Origin of the sequence: Vannielia sp. (assembly GCF_029212645.1) — a bacterium.
Taxonomy (GTDB): Bacteria; Pseudomonadota; Alphaproteobacteria; order Rhodobacterales; family Rhodobacteraceae; genus Vannielia.
In genome coordinates, this window is the sequence record NZ_JARGND010000004.1 from 56,377 (window position 1) to 74,505 (window position 18,129).

General features: G+C 63.4%; 23 protein-coding genes. 10 read left to right on the forward strand and 13 right to left on the reverse strand.

The window, feature by feature from the left end; translation table 11 throughout:
• Window positions 1–10: 10 nt before the first annotated feature.
• The 3 genes from P1U55_RS02370 to P1U55_RS02380 form a co-directional block, all read right to left on the reverse strand.
• Window positions 11–157 (reverse strand): hypothetical protein, encoded by a 147-nt coding sequence (locus tag P1U55_RS02370; protein WP_301045882.1) that lies wholly within the window; start codon window positions 155–157, stop codon window positions 11–13.
• 83 nt (window positions 158–240) lie between these two features.
• The gene (locus P1U55_RS02375) at window positions 241–654 is read right to left on the reverse strand and encodes a hypothetical protein (protein ID WP_301045883.1); all 414 of its coding nucleotides are present in this window, start codon (window positions 652–654) and stop codon (window positions 241–243) included.
• A gap of 325 nt (window positions 655–979) precedes the next feature.
• Window positions 980–2,182 (reverse strand): pyridoxal phosphate-dependent aminotransferase, encoded by a 1,203-nt coding sequence (locus P1U55_RS02380; RefSeq protein ID WP_301045938.1) that lies wholly within the window; start codon window positions 2,180–2,182, stop codon window positions 980–982.
• An 89-nt stretch (window positions 2,183–2,271) separates the two neighbouring features.
• Here P1U55_RS02380 and P1U55_RS02385 point away from each other — a divergent pair, with 89 nt between their 5' ends.
• From P1U55_RS02385 to P1U55_RS02395, 3 genes are all read left to right on the forward strand, one after another.
• Window positions 2,272–2,673 (forward strand): helix-turn-helix transcriptional regulator, encoded by a 402-nt coding sequence (locus P1U55_RS02385; protein WP_301045884.1) that lies wholly within the window; start codon window positions 2,272–2,274, stop codon window positions 2,671–2,673.
• On the forward strand, window positions 2,670–2,942 hold the full coding sequence (locus tag P1U55_RS02390) for a succinate dehydrogenase assembly factor 2 (protein WP_301045885.1): 273 nt from the start codon (window positions 2,670–2,672) through the stop codon (window positions 2,940–2,942). The genes P1U55_RS02385 and P1U55_RS02390 overlap by 4 nt, the downstream gene beginning before the upstream one ends.
• A gap of 125 nt (window positions 2,943–3,067) precedes the next feature.
• Window positions 3,068–3,565, forward strand: coding sequence for a winged helix DNA-binding protein (locus P1U55_RS02395; protein WP_301045886.1), 498 nt, complete (start codon window positions 3,068–3,070; stop codon window positions 3,563–3,565).
• 490 nt (window positions 3,566–4,055) lie between these two features.
• Here the strand turns inward: P1U55_RS02395 and P1U55_RS02400 are convergent, their stop codons facing one another.
• The 4 genes from P1U55_RS02400 to P1U55_RS02415 are packed head-to-tail and all read right to left on the reverse strand — an operon-like array spanning window position 4,056 to window position 7,860.
• A complete protein-coding gene (locus P1U55_RS02400) occupies window positions 4,056–4,658 on the reverse strand; it encodes a DUF1287 domain-containing protein (protein ID WP_301045887.1) in 603 nt (200 codons plus the stop codon).
• Entirely contained in the window at window positions 4,655–5,557 is a 903-nt protein-coding gene (locus P1U55_RS02405; protein ID WP_301045888.1) for a DUF817 domain-containing protein, read from the reverse strand. The genes P1U55_RS02400 and P1U55_RS02405 overlap by 4 nt, the downstream gene beginning before the upstream one ends.
• Complete coding sequence (locus P1U55_RS02410; RefSeq protein ID WP_301045889.1) at window positions 5,557–6,891, reverse strand: hypothetical protein; 1,335 nt, start codon at window positions 6,889–6,891, stop codon at window positions 5,557–5,559. The genes P1U55_RS02405 and P1U55_RS02410 overlap by 1 nt, the downstream gene beginning before the upstream one ends.
• Before the next feature lie 45 nt (window positions 6,892–6,936).
• Complete coding sequence (locus P1U55_RS02415; protein WP_301045890.1) at window positions 6,937–7,860, reverse strand: hypothetical protein; 924 nt, start codon at window positions 7,858–7,860, stop codon at window positions 6,937–6,939.
• 209 nt (window positions 7,861–8,069) lie between these two features.
• On the opposite strand from P1U55_RS02415, the gene P1U55_RS02420 reads away from it, so the two are divergent.
• From P1U55_RS02420 to P1U55_RS02445, 6 genes are all read left to right on the forward strand, one after another.
• The gene (locus P1U55_RS02420) at window positions 8,070–8,888 is read left to right on the forward strand and encodes a thymidylate synthase (protein ID WP_301045891.1); all 819 of its coding nucleotides are present in this window, start codon (window positions 8,070–8,072) and stop codon (window positions 8,886–8,888) included.
• Window positions 8,888–9,364, forward strand: coding sequence for a dihydrofolate reductase (locus tag P1U55_RS02425; protein ID WP_301045892.1), 477 nt, complete (start codon window positions 8,888–8,890; stop codon window positions 9,362–9,364). The genes P1U55_RS02420 and P1U55_RS02425 overlap by 1 nt, the downstream gene beginning before the upstream one ends.
• An 83-nt stretch (window positions 9,365–9,447) precedes the next feature.
• On the forward strand, window positions 9,448–10,167 hold the full coding sequence (gene modA, locus P1U55_RS02430; RefSeq protein WP_301045893.1) for a molybdate ABC transporter substrate-binding protein: 720 nt from the start codon (window positions 9,448–9,450) through the stop codon (window positions 10,165–10,167).
• Between the two features lie 3 nt (window positions 10,168–10,170).
• Window positions 10,171–10,863, forward strand: a complete 693-nt coding sequence (gene modB / locus P1U55_RS02435; protein WP_301045894.1) for a molybdate ABC transporter permease subunit — start codon at window positions 10,171–10,173, stop codon at window positions 10,861–10,863.
• Entirely contained in the window at window positions 10,860–11,921 is a 1,062-nt protein-coding gene (gene modC / locus P1U55_RS02440) for a molybdenum ABC transporter ATP-binding protein (protein ID WP_301045939.1), read from the forward strand. Before modB ends, modC begins: the two co-directional genes overlap by 4 nt.
• A gap of 159 nt (window positions 11,922–12,080) precedes the next feature.
• Window positions 12,081–12,287, forward strand: coding sequence for a hypothetical protein (locus P1U55_RS02445; protein ID WP_301045895.1), 207 nt, complete (start codon window positions 12,081–12,083; stop codon window positions 12,285–12,287).
• Window positions 12,288–12,437: 150 nt separating this feature from the next.
• Here the strand turns inward: P1U55_RS02445 and P1U55_RS02450 are convergent, their stop codons facing one another.
• Window positions 12,438–12,644, reverse strand: coding sequence for a cold-shock protein (locus P1U55_RS02450; RefSeq protein ID WP_301045896.1), 207 nt, complete (start codon window positions 12,642–12,644; stop codon window positions 12,438–12,440).
• 201 nt (window positions 12,645–12,845) lie between these two features.
• Between P1U55_RS02450 and P1U55_RS02455 the strand changes: the two genes are divergently transcribed.
• Complete coding sequence (locus P1U55_RS02455) at window positions 12,846–13,160, forward strand: ArsC/Spx/MgsR family protein (RefSeq protein ID WP_301045897.1); 315 nt, start codon at window positions 12,846–12,848, stop codon at window positions 13,158–13,160.
• 144 nt (window positions 13,161–13,304) lie between these two features.
• On the opposite strand, the gene P1U55_RS02460 is transcribed toward P1U55_RS02455, so the two are convergent.
• The 5 genes from P1U55_RS02460 to thrS form a co-directional block, all read right to left on the reverse strand.
• A complete protein-coding gene (locus tag P1U55_RS02460; RefSeq protein WP_301045898.1) occupies window positions 13,305–13,871 on the reverse strand; it encodes a DoxX family protein in 567 nt (188 codons plus the stop codon).
• Window positions 13,868–14,593: a DNA-binding domain-containing protein gene (locus P1U55_RS02465; protein ID WP_301045899.1), complete on the reverse strand. Its 726-nt coding sequence runs from the start codon at window positions 14,591–14,593 to the stop codon at window positions 13,868–13,870. Before P1U55_RS02465 ends, P1U55_RS02460 begins: the two co-directional genes overlap by 4 nt.
• Window positions 14,590–15,444, reverse strand: coding sequence for a DUF692 domain-containing protein (locus P1U55_RS02470; protein WP_301045900.1), 855 nt, complete (start codon window positions 15,442–15,444; stop codon window positions 14,590–14,592). The genes P1U55_RS02465 and P1U55_RS02470 overlap by 4 nt, the downstream gene beginning before the upstream one ends.
• 56 nt (window positions 15,445–15,500) lie before the next feature.
• Window positions 15,501–15,806, reverse strand: a complete 306-nt coding sequence (locus P1U55_RS02475) for a DUF2282 domain-containing protein (protein ID WP_301045901.1) — start codon at window positions 15,804–15,806, stop codon at window positions 15,501–15,503.
• Between the two features lie 325 nt (window positions 15,807–16,131).
• Complete coding sequence (thrS, locus tag P1U55_RS02480; RefSeq protein WP_301045902.1) at window positions 16,132–18,111, reverse strand: threonine--tRNA ligase; 1,980 nt, start codon at window positions 18,109–18,111, stop codon at window positions 16,132–16,134.
• Between the last annotated feature and the right edge of the window lie 18 nt (window positions 18,112–18,129).

Sequence of the window (18,129 nt, forward strand, 5' to 3'; positions counted from 1 at the left end):
CGGGCGGGGATCAGCCGAGCAGATCGTCCTCGGTCAACACTTCATCGGTTGGCAGCACTTCAACGCCGTCTTCGTCAAGCACCGGCTCTGGCTCGGGGGCTTGCAGGCAACCTGCGAGGGCGAGGGCGAGAAAAAGCGGAAGCGTTTTTTTAATCATGGGGATGGTCCTTTCAAAGGTATTAACGATTTGGTGAAGTCAGATTGGCAGATGCCCCGGCGTGAGGCAACTGCCCCGCCACCTCAGGTGTTGCCTTTGTCGCGCATCAGACGGTCGGCCTTTTTGCGCACCAGAATGGAACGCAGATCATGCATCGCCATCAGCAGCGCATCGGTGACCTCTTCAAGCTGGTCGTCCCCGGCCTTGGACTGTGCCCATTGGGTGGTGAGGTTGAGGTAATCCACGGCGCGGTGGATATCGTCAATGTCGCGGGCCGCCAGCAGGGCCTGGCGCTCTGTCATCCACTCGGAAATCGCAGCCACATCGGCTTCGCTCAACTGGCGGTCGCCATGCGGTTTGACCTCGCCGTTCTTGATGTTGATCACCGCGATCTGGTCCATCTCGATCCGGCGCTGGCGGTTTTCGGTATCCACCCGGAAGGCGACTGCCCCGTTCTCACGCACGCGGAAGTAATAGTCCGGTAGTTCGCCTGCCATCGGCCCTGTCTCCGTTGTTTTTCCATGAATAGCAGGGCGCGGGGCGTGGCGCTAGAGAGGGCCGCGCCAAACGGGTTCACCCGCCGCTTGGGTTGTTATTGAAGCCGCGCAACAGCCAACCCGCGCTGTTCCATTCTCTTGCTACAAATATCCAATCCCAGAGGGGCCACCAGCCTTCCGCCTGATTTTTTTAGCGATCCACAGGCCATCAGGCCCAGATCACAAACAGACTTGCGCCGCAGGCGCGCGATTGGATCACCTGAGCCAAAATGAAAAAGGCCCGGCTGTTGCGCCGGGCCTTTGCCAAGTTCAAATCTGCTCAGGGTCAGCTGAGCGAAGCGCAGAAATCCTGGATGCGGGTGCAGGCTTCTTTCAGGTTCTCGTCCGAGGTGGCGTAGCTCACCCGGAAGTTGGGGGAGAGGCCGAAGGCCGCGCCAAAGACGGCGGCAACGCCTTTTTCTTCGAGCAGGGCGGTGCAGAACACTTCGTCATTCTCGATCTTCACGCCCCCGGCAGAGGTTTTGCCGATGCAGCCCGAGATATCGGGGTAGACGTAAAACGCCCCTTCCGGGGTGGCGCAGGTGATGCCTTCGGCGGCGTTCAGCATTTCCACCACCAGATCGCGGCGGCGCTTGAAGGTCGCGTTGTTGGTCGCGATGAAATCCTGGGGGCCGTTCAGCGCCTCCACCGCAGCCCACTGTGAAATCGAGCAGGGGTTGGAGGTGCTTTGCGATTGGATCTTGCGCATCGCGCCGATCAGCTCCTTGGGGCCAGCGGCATAGCCGATGCGCCAGCCGGTCATTGCGTAGGCTTTTGACACGCCGTTCACCGTGAGGGTGCGGTCATAGAGCTTTGGCTCCACCTCGGCGGGGGTGCAGAAGGTGAAATCGTCGTAGACGAGGTGCTCATACATATCGTCCGTCATCACCCAGACATGCGGATGCTTCAGCAGCACATCGGTGAGCGCTTTCAGTTCATCCTGCGTGTAGCCCGCGCCGGTGGGGTTGGAGGGCGAGTTGAAGATCAGCCACTTGGTCTTTGAGGTGATCGCCGCTTCCAGATCTTCGGGCAGCAGTTTATAGGCATTTTCGGCCTTGGCCTCGGCCACCACCGGGGTGCCGCCGGCGAGCAGGGTCATGTCGGGGTAGCTCACCCAATAAGGCGCGGGGATCACCACCTCGTCACCGGGGTTCAGCGTGGCCATCAGCGCATTATAGAGAATCTGCTTGCCGCCGGTGCCAACTGAAACCTGCGCAGGCTCATAGGTCAGCCCGTTGTCGCGCTTGAATTTGGCGCAGATTGCCGCTTTCAGCTCTGGAATGCCGTCGACGGCTGTATATTTGGTCTTGCCGTCTGCTATAGCCTTGGTGCCCGCATCCTTGATGTTTTGCGGGGTATCGAAATCAGGCTCGCCAGCGCCGAGGCCGATCACATCCTTGCCAGCGGCTTTCAGTTCGGCGGCAAGGTTGGACACGGCGATAGTGGGCGAGGGCTTCACGCGCGATAGCGTGTCGGAGAGGAAGGACATCTGGTGCTCCGTAGGCTTGAGACGGTGCATGTGTAGGCCCGCAGTGCCATGCGATCAAGCGTGAAACAGGGCCACAAGAGGAGACCGGGATGAAAGAGACAGGTGAGGAATGGTACGGCGAAGAGGCCGCCACCTTTGGCGACCGGGTTGAAGCGGCGCGCGATGCGCTGGGCTGGAGCCAGAAAGAGCTTGCCGGGCGGATGGGCGTAAAGGCCAAAACCGTGCGCGGCTGGGAAGAGGATTTGAGCGAACCGCGCGCCAATAAGCTGCAAATGCTGGCCGGGATGCTTGGGGTTTCAATGCGCTGGCTGCTGTCGGGCGTGGGCGCGGGCGTGGCCGCTCCGGGCAGCGAGCCCAAGGAGGTGACCGGGGCCGATCTTGCAGGATTGCTGGCCGAAGTGGGCGCGGTGCGCGGCGAGATGACAGCCCAGACCGCCCGGCTGGAGCGGCTGGAGGCGCGGATTGCCACGCTGCTGGAGGCTGCGAAATGAGCGAAGAAACCCGTGAAATCCGCCTCAAGCGCCTCAAGATCAGGGCATGGCGGCGCGGCCTCAAGGAGATGGACCTGCTGATGGGCGGCTTTGCCGATACCGAGATGGCCAGTCTCTCTGATGCCGATCTTGATGCCTTTGAAGCGGTGATGGAAGAGGCCGATCAGGATTTGTTGCGCTGGGTCACCGGGGTTGAGCCGGTGCCTGAGGAACACGCCGAAATGCTGGCCCGCATCTGTGCCCGAGACACCGAAAATACCCCCCAATAGAGCCGGATCGGAGAGATTTTCAGCGATCTCGCGGAATATACATGGAAAAATTCTATCAGACTTAACCAGTTCTAAGGGTTTCGAACGCTACACCCTTATCCAGACGGAAACTGGCGGAGTTAGCCATGAGCATTCATTCCCCGGTCGCCCCCAGCCTCAGGCAGGGATTCATGGGCGGCTATCTCGAAACCCTGGCGTTGGTTGAGCGGCTTCACCGGCTCTTGCTTGATGTCATCAAAGACGAATTTGAGCGTGTCGGCGTGTTGGAGATCAACGCCGTGCAAGCGCTGTTGCTGTTCAACGTGGGCGACAATGAGGTCACAGCGGGCGAGCTGAAAAGCCGGGGCTACTATCAAGGCTCCAACGTCTCCTACAACCTCAAGAAGCTGGTCGAACTTGGCTTCATGCACCACCAGCGCTGCGAGATTGATCGCCGCTCCGTGCGGGTGCGGCTCACCGAGCGGGGCCGCTATGTGCGCGACCTTGTGGCAGAGCTTTTTGAACGCCACGCCAAGGGGTTGGAAGACAGCGCCGCGATCGACATGAACGGGCTGGAGATGATCACCGCATCGCTGCGCCGGGTCGAACGCTACTGGGGCGACCAGATCAGATACATCTACTAGGCCAACGAGCCTTTGAGGCGGAGCTACAGGCAACCGGGCCGGGCGGCGCAAGCACCCGGTCCGGCGCCGTTTGAGCCGGAGGTCTGAACGCCGTGCGTGCGTACAGCGCCGCAGGTGCTGTGCCTTGTTACGCCGCAGGCGCTGGGCGCTATCGCGCCGAAGGCGCTACCGACGGACCCGCCGAAGGCGCCACCGGCAGCCGCGCCGAAGGCGCTACGGGAAGCTCCGCTGACGGCGCGACGGGGGCAAAGCCCGTCAGGGATTTTCTGGGCGGGAGTGTGACTAGACCATCCGGCTGGAAGCGATGGTCGCGCGTGTTGACCGAGCCGGAGGCATCAAGGCCAAGGGTGCGGGTTTGGCGGCATGCGTCTTGCGCTTGGGTCGGAAGGAGCGAGGAGGGTTGTGAGCCTATCGCTGGTGGCGAGCTTTCGCAGCGGGGGCCAGCCCCCGCACCCCCGGGATATTTTGAGCAAGAAAATGGACAGGCCGCTTATCGCGATGCAAGCCAGTCACGCGCCGACGGGGTGAGGCGAAAGTGGCCGTGGAGGGGGTGATCGAACAGCATGTTCTGGGTGCGGGTGCCCCAGCCGATGTTATGGGTCACCAGAGGTGTGCCATCGGCAGCGCGGCGGGCGGAGATTACGCCGATATGGGGCAACCCGTTGCCCGCAAGGCGAAAGCTGACGATATCGCCGGTGTGAAACGCCGCCGGATCGGAGCTGAGGGGCAGGGCGCTGCCGGCACGGGTGAAGAGGGTTTCAAGATTGGGAACGCGGCGGTGGTCAATGTTGCGGTCGGTGGTCTTGAGGCCCCAGATCTTTGGGTAGGCCGAAAAATTGGCTTTCATATCGGCGTTCATCGCGCTTTGCAGATCAATCTCCCAGGCATCGCGCAGGGCGCGGATCACCACATCGGAGCAGACGCCGCGCAGGCGGGGGATATCACCGCCCGGAAACTCCAGCCCTTGATAGCGCGGGTCGTAGATGACGGTGACGCCGACTTGTGCGTGCGCCGCCGCAGCAAGATCATCGGCGGGATCGGCTGCGAGCGGGGTGGCCCAGAGCAGGGCGAGCAAGGCGAGGCGGGGTTTCATGTGGTGGCACCTGGTTTGGTGTGGACCAGTGCGCGGCGCGGTGGCGTGACGGGCCTGCGCGAGATGAAATCGCGCATCACCAGGGTGACGGTGGCGAAGGCGACGAAGAGCAGCAAATACCATGAGCCCATCTTGGAGAAACTGACCATCTCGGTCCAGTGTTGGCCGGGGTAGGCCCATGTGCCGGTGACGGTGCCGATGTTTTCGGCCACCCAAATGGCGAGCGCGGCGAGGAAGGCGGCCAGTGGCAAGGGCATCCAGAGCGGGCGTTCGCCGATATAAAACCACACCCTCGTGCGCCCGAACAGGATCACCGTGGCGGCGAAGAGGGCAAGGCGGATGTCAGGCAGGAAGTGGTGGGCGAAGAAATTGACATAGATCGCCGTGGCCAGAACCACCGTGACCCAGAAGGGCGGGTAGGGGGCGAAGCGCATTTCGAAGATGCGGGTGACGCGGGCGATGTAGCTGCCGATGGCGGCATACATGAAGCCCGAAAACAGCGGCACACCGAGCAGTTTGAGTAGCCCCGGTTCCGGGTATGACCAGCTGCCCGCCTGCACCTTGAAGAATTCCATCGCGGTGCCGGTGAGGTGAAAGAGCAGGATCACCTTGGCCTCCTGCCATGTTTCGAGCCGCGCCCAGAGGAAGAGGATTTGGGTGGAGACGGCGAAGAGCACGAGGAAATCGTAGCGTGCCAGCGGCCAGCTATCCTCCCAGATGGCGCGGGTGGCGAGGATGGCCAGCAGGATCAGCCCGCCGAACAGTGCCGCCCAGCCCTGCTTGAGCGTGAACATCACCAGCTCTGCCAGCCAACCCGGCAGGCGGCGGCGGGCCCAGTCGCCCATGCTGCGCTCGATCCGGCGGGTGCCGCCATCAATGTGCAGGCGTGGGTCGCTCATCAGAAGGTGGATTTGAGGCCGAGGCGCAGGCCGACTTCTTCGGTTGAATAAAAATCAACCGTGCTGTCGGTGACGCGCCAGTCGATGCCGACTTCGGGGGCAAAGCCATAAAGCTCGGCCGCGGAAAACAGCATCGTCACCCCAAGGCGCTTGCGGCGGTCGATCCGGTCGGCGCCAAAGGCCGAATAGCCGCGATCGACCTCCTCAAAGCTCACCGAAACGGTGGTGCGGGCGGTGAGGACCGGCTTGGCCAGCGTCCAGCCCGCCCCCACGCCCCAGGCGCTGTGCGACACATCATTTGCGTCACTTTCCACTTCGCGGATATGGGCGTTGAGGCTGAGGGTGCCGGCGGCGAACCGCCTGGATAGCCCGGCCTGAAGCGTGAGGCCCTGCTGAGAGCGGTTGGAGTCATCAAGGCGGTTTTGCCACTCGGCGGTGAGGGCGGCGTAGCCGGCGGTTGTTTTGGAAAAGCGGTAGGCTTTCTGGGCCTGTAGCTTGCTGTAGGTCAGCAGATCATCGCCGCCATACCAGCCTTTGCCGAGCGCGAAGCGCAGGGTGAAGATGCCGGGGCCGATGGCGCCGGGGCGGTAGCCTTTGGGGGCGCGTTGCAGGCCGAAGGCGAGTTCGGCGGAGGTGAAGGCATAGTCGCTCGCCTTAACGTCGGGGGCGAGATCCTTGGCCTCGGAGGAGAGCCAATAGCGGCGGGCTTCAACGCGGGCGCCAAAGCTGAGAATGGTGCGCCGACCGGTGCGCCAACGCCGCTCGGTAGCGGCCCCAAGCGAAAGCTCGGTGCCCGAAAGCGCCTGAGCGCCGCCGGAAAGCTGGAACGGGATGCCATAGATCAGCACCGTGCCGGAGGCAGAGCCATCGTTGATGTTGGAGGAGGGTGCGATGCCAAAGGACAGTTGCGAGCGCCATGGGTTGCGGCCGCGCACATAGCGAAATTCCTGAATGGTTTGCGCCCGCACGCCGGGAGTTGGCGCGTTTTGCGCAGCGCGGCGCAGCCAAAGCTGGGCGCGGGTGCGCTTGCCATCCGCGGCGAGGGCCTGCGCGGTGGCGCGGGCGGCGTAAAACCGATCAGAGCGGCTATCGGCGGTGGTGTTGGCGCGGCGGGCAAAGGCGATAGCATCATCGTTGCGGCCCAGCGCGCGGGAGGCCTGACTGGCGGTGACGAGCGCGGCGGTGTCGGTTGGATCAAGGGCGATCAGCGCTGTGGCGAGTTCAAGTGCGTGGGCGGGGTAGCCCGAGAGCAGCGCGTCGGCGGCGAGCTTGCGGGTTTCTTCCGGGGTAACGGTGCGCGATTGCGCTGCCACCCCGAGTGGGGCCAGCAGCATGAGGCACAAGGTGAGGGCCGCACGCAGCCCGTGCGGGCGCATGGTTTACGGGTCCGTGGCGATAAAGACGCCGGTTTCCTGAGCGGATTCATCCTCGTCGACGGCTTGGCTGGCGGGGCCGCTGATGACGATCACGCCAACGATTTCTTCGGAGTTTGGCCCGGCGAAGGCCCCCTCCCAGCCGCCTGACTCGAAAACCTCACCCGCGTTGGGGCCGGAATTATGGAGTGTCACCGCCTGGCCACCGTCGATGAAGCCTTCATCATTGATCTCGGCGGTGCCGAGGATAATGGTGGGCAAGGTGCCGAGCATACTGCCGTTGGTATCGTAGACGGTGCGATTGGTGACGAAGCCCTCAACCGCGCCGGTGGTTTCGAAGTCGAGGAAATCTACCTGAAGCTCGATATCACCGGAAACAAGGCTGAGATCGCCCGGGCCGTTGGACCCGGTGACAACCCGCACGGCGCCGTAGTTGCCATTGTAAACCGCCTCGCCTTCGCGGGCGATATCGGGGGCAACGGCGGCGTCGCGGCCATATTGTGCGCCGCCAAAACCGTAGTCGACATAATCCCCGGTGCCGACCGCGCCGGCCGAGCTGTGGTTGCCCTCGGCGTAGACGGCGAAGTACTTCACCTGGTTGGTTTCAGCCGTGGCATCGCCGCTTTCGTAGGCGGTGAAGCCGGTCACAACGGCCAACCCCATTGGTCTGTATAGCTCGGCACCGGTGCCTTCGGGCCCGTCGAACGGCAGGTTATCAACCGTGAGCGTGCCGTCGCCATTGAGCGTGATGCCGGTCAGTTCGCCGGTGAGCCGTTTGGTGGTGGTGCCACTGGTAACTGAGGTGCCGGGATCTGCGCCGCTATCCTCCTCATCGTCCGGCCCGGCGGTGAGTGGGTTGGTTCCGTCGCCACCGGCGTCGCAGGCTGCAAGGGTTGCCAGGAGGGCGATAGCGGGGAGGATGGGGCGCATGGGGTCTCGTTTCTGCTGGCTGCTCTTTGTTAGCGCACAGCTTCATCACGCGATGGGGGAGAGTCAACGATTTGTGAGCGGGGCGGCGTTGGAAAAGCACGAAAAAGCTCGGATGTGCGACGAAAGGCACGCCACAACATGCGGTGGGCCGCTTTCAAGAGACCGCGCAGATGTGGTAGGCAGGAGGCGGTCACAGACAGGGGGAATCGGTGAAGCAGTATCTTGATGCCTTGCGGTGCGTTCTTGAACGGGGCGAAGTTTCGAGTGATCGCACCGGCACCGGGACGATCAGCACCTTTGGCCTTCAGGCGCGATATCCGCTGTCAGAAGGGTTTCCGCTGGTCACTACCAAAAAGCTGCATCTGCGCTCGATCATCCATGAGCTGCTGTGGTTCCTTTCGGGGGATACCAACATTGGCTACCTCAAGGAAAACGGGGTGCGTATCTGGGATGAGTGGGCCGATGAAAACGGTGATCTTGGCCCGGTTTACGGCAAGCAGTGGCGCGATTTCCCCAAGCTGATTGCCGCAAGGGACGGGCTGTTTGAGCGCGGCTCGGTGGACCAGATCGCCACCTTGGTGGAGCGGATCAAGGCCACGCCTGACAGCCGCCGCCTGATTGTGAGCGCGTGGAACCCCGGTGAGGTGGACGATATGGCGCTGCCGCCCTGCCACACGCTGTGGCAAGTGCGGGTGCTCGGCGGCAAGCTGCATTTGCAGCTTTACCAGCGCTCGGCGGATATGTTTTTGGGCGTGCCTTTCAACATTGCCAGCTACGCGCTGTTGGCGGTGATGCTGGCGCATGTGACAGGCTATGAGCCGGGGGATTTTGTGCATTCGATCGGGGATGCGCATATTTACAGCAACCATATGGATCAGGTGCAAGAGCAGCTTTCACGCACGCCCCATGCCCTGCCCAAGCTGACGCTGGCGCGGGAGGTCAGCTCGATCTTTGATTTCCGCTACGAGGATTTCGTGATTGAGGGGTATGATCCGGAGCCGGGCATCAAGGCCCCGGTGGCTGTGTGATGCTGAGCCTGATCGTTGCCCGCGACAAGAACGGAGCCATCGGCAAGGGTGGTGAAATTCCGTGGTATGCGCCTGAGGATTTGAAGTTTTTCAAGCGCGAAACGCTGGGCGGGGCAGTGGTGATGGGCCGTAAGACATGGGAGAGCTTGCCGGTCAAACCGTTGAAAGAGCGGCTGAATTTGGTGGTTTCTAGCGCCTCCGATGTGGGGGATCGCACCTTTGGTGATCCGCGACGGGCGGTGGAATATGCCCATGAGGCGGGGCATCGACGGGTGTATGGCATTGGCGGCGAGGCGATCTTTGCCGCTTTGATGCCGCTGGCGGACCGGCTTTTGATCACCGAGGTTGAACTGGAGATTGAAGGCGCGGATGCCTTTATTCCCGGCTTTGAGGAAGACGAGTTCCGCCTCGCCGGTGAGGCGGTGCTGCGAGAGAACGGCCCGCGCTGTGTGCTGCGGGAGTACCTGCGGCGATGAGCTGTGATGCGAGTGAGGGGGCAGGCCACCGGGGCGCTGTGAATTCCTTTCTCGCCGGGCGGTGGCGCGGTATGGTTGGGGCCATGTCCCGGAGTCTTTTGATAACGCTGGCCTTTTTGGCTGCCTTGCCTGCGGTGGCGGAGGTGCGCGTTTCGGCCGCCTCGTCGCTTCGCGAAAGCCTGAGCGCGGTCGCGGCGGCATTTGAGGGCGAGACGGGCACTGACGTTGTGCTGAGCTTCGCCGGCTCCTCGCAGCTGGCGCGCCAGATTGCGGCGGGGGCGCCGGTGGATGTGTTTTTCTCGGCCAATGCCGCATGGATGGATGATTTGGAGGCGCGCGGCGCGGTGGTGGCCGGGAGCCGGGTGGACCTGCTTTCCAACAGCCTGGTTTTGATCGCGCCGGTAGCGGCGGAGGGGGATGACCCCTTTGCGCTGCTGGGCGATGGCCGCGTGGCGATGGGCCTGGTTGAGGCCGTGCCAGCGGGGATTTACGGCAAGGCGGCATTTGAGAAACTCGGCTGGTGGGAACGGATCGCGCCGCGTGTGGTGCAGGGGGATAACGTACGCGCGGCCTTGCGGCTGGTGGCGCGGGGCGAGGCGGCGCTGGGCGTGGTTTATGCAACCGATGCGGTGGTGGAGCCGAAGGTGCGCGTGGTGCGGGTGCTGCCCGACCCGGAGCCGCCGATCCTGTACCCGGTGGTGCAGGTGCGAAGTGGCGAGGAGGCTGCGGCTTTCATGGCGTTTTTGCAAAGCGAGGCGGCGCTGGAGATCTTTCGCGCGGCTGGCTTCAGGGAACCGGAGTAGAGGATGGGCGGGCTGAGCGCAGAGGCTTGGGGGGCGGTTGCGCTTTCGCTCAAGGTGGCGTTTTGGGCCACGCTATTTGCGCTTCCGCTGGCGGTTTTCGTGGCACATGTGTTGGCGCGGCGGCAGTTTTGGGGGCGGGAAATTCTCAATGGATTGGTGCACTTGCCGCTGATCCTGCCGCCTGTGGTGACGGGCTATTTGCTGCTGCTCGGCTTTGGCACACAAGGGCCGATTGGCGCGGCATTGGCGCGGGTTGGCATTGTGTTTGCCTTCAGCTGGACCGGGGCGGCGCTGGCGGCGGGGGTGATGGCCTTTCCGCTGATGGTGCGGGCGATCCGGCTTTCGCTGGAGGCGGTTGATCCGGGGTTGGAGGCGGCGGCGGCTACGCTGGGGGCCTCGCGGATCTGGGTGTTTGCCAGCGTCACCTTGCCGCTGATTCTGCCGGGGGTGATCGCGGGCACGATCCTCGCATTCGCCAAGGCGATGGGGGAATTTGGCGCGACGATCACCTTTGTTTCCAACATCCCCGGCGAAACCCAAACCCTGCCGCTGGCGGTGCATGAGCTGTTGCAGGTGCCGGGGGGAGAGCAGGCGGCGATGGGGTTGGCGATGATCTCGGTCTGTATCGCGCTAGGGGCCCTGCTGGTGAGTGAATGGGTGTCGCGCCGGGTGGCGGCAAGGGTGGCGGGCCGATGAGCCTTGAGGTGCAGATACACCAGCGGCTGGGGTCTGCGGCGCTCGACGTGGCGTTTGACGCGCCGCCGGGGATTACGGTGCTGTTTGGCCGCTCGGGAGCGGGAAAGACGAGTGTTATCAACGCGGTGGCCGGGCTGTCGCGGATTGACGAGGGGCGCATCGCGATAGAGGGAGAGGTGCTGGAAGACAGCGCAACCGGGGTGTGGTTGCCGCCGCACAAGCGGGGCCTCGGCTATATCTTTCAGGAAGCGCGGCTGTTTCCGCATCTGACCGTGCGGCAAAACCTGCGCTATGGGCGGTGGTTTTCGCGCCGGGGGCCGCAGGAGGCGCAGGTGGTGGAAATGCTGGGCATTGGGCCGCTTTTGGGGCGCCGTCCGGGCGCGCTTTCGGGCGGGGAGCGCCAAAGGGTGGCGATTGGCCGGGCGTTGATGGCGGGGCCAAAACTGCTGCTGGCGGATGAGCCGCTCGCCTCACTGGATGATCCGCGCAAGGCCGAAATTTTTCCTTATTTCGAAGCGCTTAGGGACGAAATGGCGGTGCCGGTGCTTTATGTCAGCCACGCGGCCTCGGAGGTGGCGAGGCTGGCCACCACGGTGGTGGTGATCGAGGACGGACGGGTGCTGCGCCAAGGCCCCGCCGCCGAGGTGCTAGCCGATCCGGGCGTGACTCCGGTGGGCGTTCGGGCGGCGGGGGCGGTGCTGGAGGCGCGGCTGGTGGCGCAGCATGCGGACGGGTTGAGCGAGCTGGAGGCGAACGGATTGCGCCTGCTGTTGCCGCGCGTGGACAGGGCCGAGGGGGCGGCGATGCGGGTGCGGATTGAGGCGCAGGATGTGATGCTGTCGCTGGAGGAGCCACAGGGTATTTCTGCGCTGAACTGCTGGCCCGCCGTGGTGCGCGAGGTGCGTGTGGGCAGCGGCCCCGGCGCGCTTGTGCAGCTTGATGCGGGGGGCAACCAGGTGCTGGCGCGGGTGACGCGCCGCTCGGTTCAAGCCCTTGATTTGCGGGCGGGAATGGCGATTTGGGCGGTGCTGAAGGCGGTTTCGGTGGCACGGATGTGAGCGCAGTGGCCTCAAGTGGGCGTTGCGGCGGAACTAAGGCTGGGCGGGGGCGAGAACACACCGTTTCCAGAACAGAAATTGACCTTTTGCACGGAGCGGTTAACCATGGACAAATCTGTTTTATACTGGTCCGCTTTCGTGCGGGCGAAAGGGGTTTATATGCGCAAAATCGTTGGGATCGCCGTTTCCGGGCTGTTTTTGAGTGCCGGGGCTGCACTGGCCGAAGGGCCGCGGGTTTATGCCTATCCGGGCGAGAACTTTTGCCCGACCGGGCTTCAGCCGGTCACGATCAGCGGTGTGATCAGCTGTGGCACGCCGAACCAGAAGGTGAGCTATTCCGCGATGAAGGCCACGCCCGGATCTTGAACGCGGGTGCGCCGCGTTGGGCAAAAATCGAACGCGCCTGACGATGTGTGGCACGGCACAATTGGTGCTGCGCCTGACGAGTGATCCAGTAAGACCACCCTCCAAAAACGAAAGGCCGGTCGGGATTTCCCGCCGGCCTTTTTTATGGAATTACAGTAACTTGAGATCGCCTGCCGACTCGCGCCCATCGCGGCCGGGGATCATCTCGTAGCTGACTTTCTGGTTATCGGCCAGGCCGGTAAGCCCGGCGCGTTCGACGGCGGAAATATGAACGAACACGTCATTTCCGCCGGAATCCGGCTCAATAAATCCGAAGCCTTTGGTGGTATTGAACCATTTCACGGTGCCGGTGGGCATTCCGTTTCTCCCTTGATTATGGTGCGGTCCCGAATGGGGCCACTTTCAGTGCGGTCTTCAGTCTTCCGGTCCGCACTTTGGCAGTAACGGTCGTGAAGCCTCCGTAAGGGAAAGATTGAGGGGCTCTGTAAAAAACGCAAGACAAACAACGGCTGTGAGCGCTAAAGGCGCGGGGGTTGGCCGAAAAATGAGGCGGATGAGATGAAAATATATGGGATTAAGGCTTGCGATACGTGCCGCAAAGCGATGAAGGCGACCGGGGCGGAGCTGGTGGATATACGCGAAAATCCGCTTAGTCCGGAGGTTTTGCAGCGGTTTTGGGCGGCATTTGGCGAGGATCTGGTGAATCGGCGCTCAACGACGTGGCGCGGATTGAGCGAGTCTGAGCGGGCGGGGGCGCCTTTGGAGCTGCTGGCGGCGCATCCAACCTTGATGAAGCGCCCGGTGGTTGAACGGGATGGCAAGCTTTGGCTGGGGTGGGGCAAGGATGTGCAGGCCGATCTGGGCTTTGCATGAATGCCGTTGCGCGGGTGGCCAGCGGCCGTTAACCGCGAATTTCAGCGGGCCACAACGGATGCACAAGTGATGCACACCCCATGCACATGCATTTTTGCAAAGCGGCGAGGGGTTAACCGGGCGGGCGGGCGGCTTGCTTGGCCCTTAGGCGGGCTGGGCGGCGGCGGGGTGCCTCGCCTGTAGCAGACGGTCCAGCGAGAGCGGGCCTGCGCCGCGCAGCACGAGGATGGCGAGGCAGAGCACCCAGAAGGCGCGTTGATCGAGCAGCAGGGCGCCGGAGGTGGCATCAAACCAGCGCCCGATGTCGGCGCTGCCAAGGCCGTGGCCGGTAACATCGACCACGCTTTGCACGAAGACAAAGCCGATCATCCCAAAGGCCGCGAGGCGGGTGAGCAGGCCGATAACGATCAGCACCGGCAGGATCACCTCGGCCCACGTGCCCGCGAGGGTGACGGCCCAATGGAACAGGCCAAACTGGGTTTCATCGTAGTTCACCGCCTCCATCGCCTTGGGGAAGATGGTGACGTAGGCGCCCGCATCGGGGCGGACCAGCCCGGTGATGCCGGAGCCAAATTTCGACAGGCCGGAATTGAGGTAGTAGCCCGCGAGCACCCCGGCAAAGACCAGCCGCGCGAGGCTGGGCAAGAGCCATGGTGTGGCGGCGTTGAGCCGGGCGGCGAGGGCGGTGTAGGCGGTGATGAGGCGGGTCATGGGGCGGTATCCAGTGCGATGATGGCCCCGCCGGAGAGGAGGGCGGAGAGGAGGGGGGTGAGATCAAACCCTTCCGGGGTGGCCTCTCCCAATGGGGTGTGATGCAGCGCCGCAAGCACGGCGGCGCTGCCGGTGGGGAGGATCTGCATTTGGGGGGCAAACTCTGGCCGGGTGATGAGCACCTCTTCGCCCGAGGCACCGGGCTGCGGGCCGTTTGACATGTTGAAGGCCCAGATGCCGTGGATCGGCCAGGGCGAGGCGATCATCCGCAGCGATGGGGCAAGCGTGAGCCGGGTGGTAGCGAGCTGCTCGGGGGGGAGTGCGGCGAGGACGCTTGCGGGGATCGGGGTGCTATCGGCGGCGTGGTAGCTTTCCCGCAGGGCCTGCTCAAGGCGGGCGGTATCGGGGAGGTAGGGCAGCTTTTGCGCAGGCTCGAAGCTGGTGAGGAAGGCGGGGAAGGCCGCGCCCCATGTGGCGAGGCGCGGATCGCGCGGCGGGTGGGCGCGCAGGAAGGCCCCGGCCAGAGCGGTAAAAAACCGCGGGCCGGTGAGCTTGGCGATGACCGGGAATGCCTGTGCCAAAGCGTCGGTGAGGGAGACGACCACGTTGTTGCGGTAGACATCAAAGCGCTTGCCCGCCGCGCGGCCTTGCGGATCAACCAGGCCGGGCGGAGTGGGCTGGTTGGGCGCGAGCAGTGCGGTGTGGAAGGTGGTTTGGCTCATGCGGGGACCGGGGTGAGGATTTCGGTGGCGCGGGCGGCTTCGGCCGCGAGCACGGGCCAATCGGGGATGTTGGCATCCCATTCGATGAGGGTGGCGCGGGGGCCGCAGCGGCGGATGGTTTCGGTGTAGAGCTGCCAGACCGGATCAACCACCTCGCTGGAGTGGGCATCAATCAACAGCGGCGCGCCGTGCTCATCGGCGTCTTCATCATGGCCGCCGAGGTGGATTTCGTGGACGGCAGCGAGCGGGAAGGCCTTGATATAGGCGAGCGGATCAACCTGCTGGTTGGTGCAGCTGACGTAGACGTTGTTGATATCAAGGAGCAATCCGCAGCCGGTGCGCCGGGCGATCTCGGCCAGAAACGCGGTTTCGGGCATCTCGGATTCGGTGAAGGCGAGATAGGTGGAGGGGTTTTCGAGCATCATGGGGCGGCCAAGCTGCTCTTGAAGCTGGTCGATATGGCTGCAAACGCGAGCCAGCGTGGCCTCGGTATAGGGGAGTGGCAGGAGATCGTTCAGGAACGCGCCCTCGTGGGTGGACCATGCGAGGTGCTCGGAAAAGCTGGCGGGTTGGAGCCAATCACACAGGTGCTTCAGGCGGGCGAGGTGGGTGGCATCGAGCGGCGCTTCGCCACCGATTGACAGGCCAACACCGTGGACGGATACGGGGAACTGCTCGGCCAGGTGACGGAGCTGGGCAAGGGGGCGGCCGCCATCGCCCATGTAATTCTCGGCGTGGATCTCGACCCAGCGCACGGTGCCGGGATCTTCCACCAACGCATTGAAATGCTGGGCTTTATAGCCCACGCCAGCGGCGGCGGGCAGGGTGAAGGCGTGGCTGGCATCAAGCATGGGGCATCTCCAAGCGGTACGCCCGGCCCCCATGGGGAAGGCCGGGCGCGGGGCATTTAGGACTTGGGCAAATCACGCTCGATGGCTTCGAGTGAGCCCATGCGGGCGCTGCCATCGGCCATGGCGGGGAGCTCCATGCTTTCGCAGGTGCCAGCTTCCACGAGCGTCCAGGCGTTGCCCTGATAATCCATGGTGGAGGTGCCTTTGCAGGAGGTGCCGGGGCCAGCGGCGCAATCATTCTCGCCTGCCAGCGAAACGCCGAAGCACTTCACTTTTTCCTGGGCTTGGGCCGTGCCGGTGGCGGCGGTGAGAGCAGCCGCGACAGAGGCCGCGATGGTGAGGGTTTTTACGGTGTTGGACATTGGTATCCCTTTGGTTTTTCAGCGTTATATTATTGCGCTCCGGCTTATCCTGCGGAGCTGACCCTAGGCTAACGAGGCGAGCCGATCACGCGATAGGCACAGGAACGTGAGGACACGCGGGCGTGACGGGGTGGTGAACAGGCCGGCAAGGCCGCCTGCCGCTGCGGTGCGGCAAGTCACTGAAATTGCAGGGAAGGGGGTGCGACAGCCTGACGCGGGCATGTAATATTACAGGCCACATTCCCGTGAAGGGCGGCCAGTTGGTTACATAAAGAGAGCGCCGCCGGGCGGGAACCGGGCGGCGCTCACGTGGGTGTCAGGGATGTTACGCCAGATCGGGGGGCGTGGACTCGGCGCTGAGGGTGGTGGTGATCTCCTCCAGCGTGGTCATGGAGGTTTGCTTTTCGCCCAGACGGCGCACGGAAACGGTGCGCTCCTCAACCTCGCGGCCACCGCAGGCGAGGATCACCGGCACCTTGCCGACCGAATGTTCGCGGACCTTGTAATTGATCTTCTCGTTGCGAATATCGGCCTCGGCGCGCACGCCCCGGGCTTGGAGCGTGGCGACGACCTCGTTGACGTAATCATCGGCCTCGGAGGTGATCGAGGCGACCACGACCTGACGGGGCGCAAGCCAGAGAGGCAGACGCCCGGCGAAGTTTTCGATCAGGATGCCGATGAAGCGCTCAAAGCTGCCGAGCGTGGCGCGGTGCAGCATATAGGGGCGGTGCTTGTCGCCGTCGGCGGCGATGTAGCTGGCGCCCAGACGCTCGGGCAGGTTGGGATCTACCTGGAAGGTGCCGCATTGCCAGACCCGGCCAATCGCGTCGGTTAGGTAGAAATCGAGTTTGGGACCGTAGAAAGCCCCGTCGCCCGGCTCCAGCACATACTCCCGGCCCACCGCCTTGATGGCCTTTTCCAGCGCCCCTTCGACGTGATCCCAGCTTTCTTCGCTGCCAACGCGCTTTTCAGGGCGGGTGGCGAAGCGGATTTCGAAATCGGGGAAACCAAGCTCGCGGTAGATTTCGGCGAGGAAGTCGATGAAGCGGGCGCATTCTTCCTGGATCTGCTCTTCGGTGCAGAAGATATGCGCATCATCCTGGGTAAAGCCGCGCACCCGCATGAGGCCGTGCAACGCGCCCGACGGTTCAAACCGGGAGCAGGAGCCAAATTCGGCCAGCCGCAGGGGCAGGTCACGGTAGCTTTTGAGGCCCTGGTTGAATACCTGCACATGGCAGGGGCAGTTCATGGGCTTCAGCGCGTTGATCCGGGTTTGCGACGAGTCTTTCACCTCGGCATCGTCATTTTCGCCGTCGCGGCTTTCATCGACCTCGACGAGGAACATGTGATGCTGGTATTTTTCCCAGTGGCCGGAGGCCTCCCAGAGTTTGCGGTCCACCACTTGGGGAGTGTTGATTTCGCGGTAGCCCCCGGCGCGTTGCTTGCGGCGCATGTAATCTTGCAACTGGGTGTAGATCGTCCAGCCGTTGGGGTGCCAGAAGATCTGGCCCGGAGCTTCTTCCTGCATGTGGAAGAGGTCCATCTCGCGGCCCAGGCGGCGGTGATCGCGCTTTTCGGCCTCTTCAAGGAAGGTGAGGTAATCCTTGAGTTGCTGGCGGTTCTGGAAGGCGACGCCGTAGATGCGCTGGAGCATCTGGCGGTTGCTGTCGCCGCGCCAGTAGGCCCCGGCGACGGACATGAGCTTGAACGCATCGGCGGGAAGCTGGCCGGTGTGCTGGAGGTGCGGGCCGCGGCAGAGATCCTGCCACTCGCCGTGCCAGTACATTCGCAGCGGCTCATCACCGGGGATCGCATCAATCAGCTCAACCTTATAAGGCTCGCCGCTATCGGTATAGTGCTGCACGGCCTTGTCACGCGGCCAGACCTCGGTGCGGACGGGATCGCGCTTGTTGATGATTTCTTTCATCTTTTTTTCGATCTCGCCGAGATCTTCGGGGGTGAACGGTTCGGCGCGATCAAAGTCGTAATACCAGCCGTTTTCGATCACCGGGCCGATGGTGACCTTGGTCTCGGGGTAAAGCTCCTGCACGGCGCGGGCCATGACATGGGCGAGGTCATGGCGGATCAACTCCAGCGCGGGGGCCTCGTCTTTCATGGTGTTGATGGCGATTTGCGCATCGGAGTCGATGGGCCATTGCAGATCATAATGCGCGCCGTTGACGGTGGCGCTGATCGCCTTTTTGGCCAGCGAATTGGAGATATCAGCGGCGACGGCGGCGGCGGTGATGCCGGCCTCGTAGCTGCGTGAATTGCCATCAGGGAAGGTGAGAGAAATCTGGGCCATTGCGGCTGTCCTCGTCAG

Bases quoted from the DNA above. Each gene is read 5' to 3' on its own strand.
- P1U55_RS02370 (WP_301045882.1), bottom strand. From the start codon at position 157: ATGATTAAAAAAACGCTTCCGCTTTTTCTCGCCCTCGCCCTCGCAGGT.
- P1U55_RS02375 (WP_301045883.1), bottom strand. From the start codon at position 654: ATGGCAGGCGAACTACCGGACTATTACTTCCGCGTGCGTGAGAACGGG.
- P1U55_RS02380 (WP_301045938.1), bottom strand. From the start codon at position 2,182: ATGTCCTTCCTCTCCGACACGCTATCGCGCGTGAAGCCCTCGCCCACT.
- P1U55_RS02385 (WP_301045884.1), top strand. From the start codon at position 2,272: ATGAAAGAGACAGGTGAGGAATGGTACGGCGAAGAGGCCGCCACCTTT.
- P1U55_RS02390 (WP_301045885.1), top strand. From the start codon at position 2,670: ATGAGCGAAGAAACCCGTGAAATCCGCCTCAAGCGCCTCAAGATCAGG.
- P1U55_RS02395 (WP_301045886.1), top strand. From the start codon at position 3,068: ATGAGCATTCATTCCCCGGTCGCCCCCAGCCTCAGGCAGGGATTCATG.
- P1U55_RS02400 (WP_301045887.1), bottom strand. From the start codon at position 4,658: ATGAAACCCCGCCTCGCCTTGCTCGCCCTGCTCTGGGCCACCCCGCTC.
- P1U55_RS02405 (WP_301045888.1), bottom strand. From the start codon at position 5,557: ATGAGCGACCCACGCCTGCACATTGATGGCGGCACCCGCCGGATCGAG.
- P1U55_RS02410 (WP_301045889.1), bottom strand. From the start codon at position 6,891: ATGCTGCTGGCCCCACTCGGGGTGGCAGCGCAATCGCGCACCGTTACC.
- P1U55_RS02415 (WP_301045890.1), bottom strand. From the start codon at position 7,860: ATGCGCCCCATCCTCCCCGCTATCGCCCTCCTGGCAACCCTTGCAGCC.
- P1U55_RS02425 (WP_301045892.1), top strand. From the start codon at position 8,888: ATGCTGAGCCTGATCGTTGCCCGCGACAAGAACGGAGCCATCGGCAAG.
- modA (WP_301045893.1), top strand. From the start codon at position 9,448: ATGTCCCGGAGTCTTTTGATAACGCTGGCCTTTTTGGCTGCCTTGCCT.
- modB (WP_301045894.1), top strand. From the start codon at position 10,171: ATGGGCGGGCTGAGCGCAGAGGCTTGGGGGGCGGTTGCGCTTTCGCTC.
- modC (WP_301045939.1), top strand. From the start codon at position 10,860: ATGAGCCTTGAGGTGCAGATACACCAGCGGCTGGGGTCTGCGGCGCTC.
- P1U55_RS02445 (WP_301045895.1), top strand. From the start codon at position 12,081: ATGCGCAAAATCGTTGGGATCGCCGTTTCCGGGCTGTTTTTGAGTGCC.
- P1U55_RS02450 (WP_301045896.1), bottom strand. From the start codon at position 12,644: ATGCCCACCGGCACCGTGAAATGGTTCAATACCACCAAAGGCTTCGGA.
- P1U55_RS02455 (WP_301045897.1), top strand. From the start codon at position 12,846: ATGAAAATATATGGGATTAAGGCTTGCGATACGTGCCGCAAAGCGATG.
- P1U55_RS02460 (WP_301045898.1), bottom strand. From the start codon at position 13,871: ATGACCCGCCTCATCACCGCCTACACCGCCCTCGCCGCCCGGCTCAAC.
- P1U55_RS02465 (WP_301045899.1), bottom strand. From the start codon at position 14,593: ATGAGCCAAACCACCTTCCACACCGCACTGCTCGCGCCCAACCAGCCC.
- P1U55_RS02470 (WP_301045900.1), bottom strand. From the start codon at position 15,444: ATGCTTGATGCCAGCCACGCCTTCACCCTGCCCGCCGCCGCTGGCGTG.
- P1U55_RS02475 (WP_301045901.1), bottom strand. From the start codon at position 15,806: ATGTCCAACACCGTAAAAACCCTCACCATCGCGGCCTCTGTCGCGGCT.
- thrS (WP_301045902.1), bottom strand. From the start codon at position 18,111: ATGGCCCAGATTTCTCTCACCTTCCCTGATGGCAATTCACGCAGCTAC.